This is a genomic window from Verrucomicrobiota bacterium (genome assembly GCA_016871535.1).
GTDB lineage: Bacteria > Verrucomicrobiota > Verrucomicrobiia > Limisphaerales > SIBE01 > VHCZ01.
Map to the genome: position 1 here is coordinate 1 of VHCZ01000418.1, position 3,052 is coordinate 3,052.

At 57.1% G+C, this 3,052-nt stretch carries 4 protein-coding genes; all 4 read right to left on the minus strand.

Going from position 1 to position 3,052, the window contains the following annotated elements; translation table 11 throughout:
• Positions 1–403 (minus strand): hypothetical protein (locus FJ398_27000; GenBank protein MBM3841526.1); only part of this gene is annotated, 403 nt, incomplete at its 3' end.
• Positions 404–466: 63 nt separating this feature from the next.
• Positions 467–808 (minus strand): hypothetical protein, encoded by a 342-nt coding sequence (locus tag FJ398_27005; GenBank protein ID MBM3841527.1) that lies wholly within the window; start codon positions 806–808, stop codon positions 467–469.
• Positions 809–1,366: 558 nt separating this feature from the next.
• On the minus strand, positions 1,367–2,017 hold the full coding sequence (locus FJ398_27010) for a hypothetical protein (protein MBM3841528.1): 651 nt from the start codon (positions 2,015–2,017) through the stop codon (positions 1,367–1,369).
• 142 nt (positions 2,018–2,159) lie between these two features.
• The gene (locus FJ398_27015; protein ID MBM3841529.1) at positions 2,160–2,678 is read right to left on the minus strand and encodes an O-acetyl-ADP-ribose deacetylase; all 519 of its coding nucleotides are present in this window, start codon (positions 2,676–2,678) and stop codon (positions 2,160–2,162) included.
• Positions 2,679–3,052: the final 374 nt, after the last annotated feature.

Consider the following 3,052-nt stretch of genomic DNA (forward strand, 5'->3'; position numbering starts at 1 on the left):
TGCGGGCTTCATTCGAGTCCAGTTTGTCCCACGAAGGATAAGCGGCCAAAACGGCCGAAGCGCCAACGCGCCCCAGCAACGCGCTTTCATCCATCACCCGGCCGGCCACTTCGATCGTGTTTGTCATCTCGAAATTCCCCAAAGTCCCGAAACGCCCCAGATGAAGCGGATCGGTCTGCTCCGCGCCTTCGATGGTGACGATGCCGCCGGTCTGCTGGCCCGAGGGCGCTTCCAGGTGAACCAGGTCCCTCCAACGCGAACGCTGCGGCTCGCGCAACCCGGTCGATCCGGTCAAAGCGCCGGCCAGCCGTTCACCGACGAAATAGAGCGGCCGCTCGTGCATCCGGTGGAGTTGATCCAACAAATCGACTTCGCGCTCGGTGACAGGAGCGAGATTGACCATACCCAGATTCAAGCCTGTTCATGGTAACAGCGCAATGAGATGGCTCACCGTTGCGCTCCGCTATCATTTGAGCAAGAGAAGCCGATAAAACCTGTTGGCAGCGTTCGAATCCACTAATGGCATCGTTGAAAAAACATTTGTGACTGCCGTAAGAGGCTTCCAATTCACGAGGTCGTTGGAAGTCTCCACGGAATAAATTGCTCCTTCTTCGCCGTTGATCAGGAAATGAAAACCATCCTCGATCAATCCGCGAAGACCGGGTTGAAGACCTAAAGTCGGTCTGCGTGTGAAATTCGCCGTGATTCTCTTATCGGAGTCCAGCGTGATCAAGAGCGGGTTTGGGCTCGCTGAAGCATCACCACTCCAGCCTGTGAATGTTTGATCTTTTTCCGGCAAGGCGAGCAAGGAAACGGCCTGCCCCTTGGTGAACACATTCGTCGCGGGAGTTACAGCGACGGTTCCGAAGCCATTTTCGATAACAGCCAGGGCAACCTGGTTAGCGTTCAACGGCGCAAACAGAGCAGAAATTCCCGGATTCTCATTCGTCACGACGAAACTCAATGGATTTGTTCTTCCTCTTGCAGCATCCCCCCACGCGGCGAAGTAAGCCCCGGTCTCTGGGAGCGCAATCAATCGGACCACCGTCAGGGCTTCGGCAAATCGGCGGCATGAGACGGAAAGCAAATCCAGGGTGAAGATGATGGACCCGAAGCTGTTGATGGGTTATCGCTGAATCTTCTGGGATGCCAGCGAATATCAGTCACCGAGACCGAGGCGTTTTCTTGCCTCCACCAATGAATAGGTTCGTCTATCAACGTCATGCAGTTCAGTCAGCATCATGTCGAAACGGTCGCAAGCATCTTCCATAGGCTCGACAAGGCGCCGCATTGCAGGCCGCTTGCGAGGAATTCGCCGAGGCGGTTTGATTGGTTTGATGGCTGTTGCCATAATTGGAAGCCGTGCCTACGCGGAGGCTTGTTTGGTTTTCGTCGGTGTAAAAGCCACCTGCTTTTCCGGCTGCCGAAACTCGATAAAGAATGCGTCGAACACGTCTTTGCGTCCGAGGATCATCTCATCCACGGCTGCATCCTGGCACCAAGCCACCGCCGCGTGCAAGGGCACACGATCAATGATCAGTTCCAATCGTCGCAAACAATACGCCACAGTGCCTCCGACGCCCTGGGCGGTCAGCAGGACTTCTTCATCGCTGCGATGCAGTCCCAGTTCCTGCCCAGAAGTGAAGGAGATCAAGCTGATGTCCGCGCCCGAATCTACGAGCATCTGGCACTGGAGAATGGCGCCTTGCGGGCCGCGTAACTCTACCGAGTAAAGCGGCAGCCAGAGCGACTCTTTCAGGCTGCGCACCCGCAGAGTGAGAATGCATACCTCGGGCAACGACTGAGGCACATGAAAGTAGGTGACGTTAGCCCCGGACGGCAAGCCGAGCCTGGCGACGCCTTCGCGAGCAGCCCTAAACGTTGGCGCAACCAGCACGATCTTTTCATCGTTGAGGATCGCAACGGTTTGCCCCAGAAACTCCGCCGGGCGGTTGTAGATAGTCTGCAACCAGGCCTGCGTTTGAGGGGTTCGAGGTGACGATGTCTCAACGGCCATAATCCTCAGTTATTGAAAGGCGATTCGCACCGAATGTCAACGTGGGCAGAAATCCGCAGAAATTGCAGCAACTGCAACGCAATTTGAGCCGAAAGGGGCTGAAGGCGGCAGGGATTTCTTAACGAAGGCCTCTGCGAGCCTTTCAACCCACGATCACTTGCACCGCCGCCAGGTGAGTCTCGCAGGCGCTCTTCCCGAAGCAAACCAGCACGACTTTCTCGACCGAAGTATTGCGGGCGAAGAATTTTTTGATTTCGATGAGGGCGAGCCGGGTGGCGCGGTCCATGGGAAAACCATACGCGCCGGTGCTGATGGAGGGGAAAGCGATTGTGCGGATGCCGTGTTGCTCGGCCAGGGCGAAGCAACTCCGATAACAGCTCGCCAGCAATTCGTCTTCGCCATGCCGCCCGTCGCGCCACACGGGGCCCACGGTGTGAATGACCCATTTCGCGGGAAGCTTGTAGCCCTGGGTGATTTTGGCCTGGCCGGTGGGACAGCCGTTGAGTTTGCGGCATTCTTCGAGCAATTCCGGCCCGGCCGCGCGATGGATCGCTCCGTCCACGCCCCCGCCGCCAAGCAGGCTCGTGTTCGCCGCATTGACGATGGCATCGACTTGCTGCTTGGTGATGTCGCCTTCGACGACTTGGAGACGGTCTTTCATCCAACGGTTGCTCGGACGGTGATACACCGTGTCAAGCCTCGTAAACCACTTTGCCGTGTTGCAGCGCTTCTCGGTAAATGAGACCGATCCGATCCTTAGTGGTCCATTTCATAAATACGCTCACGTTCGCGGCAAGGGATTTTTCGGCCAGACGAGGCGCGAGCGACGAGCATATCCCGAAGTGGATCTGTAAGGAGCAAGCAACGAAGTCTGGCGAAAAAGAACTGCCGCCCTCCGGGTTGCGCCGAATTTTGCCTGGGGCTGCGTTGCTCCTCGGTCACAGCCCCACTGGCGGGGGATGCTCGCTCGTCGCGCCTTTCCCCAGGCCAAATTGGGCGCAACGAACGTGAGCGTATTTACGAAACGGACCACTT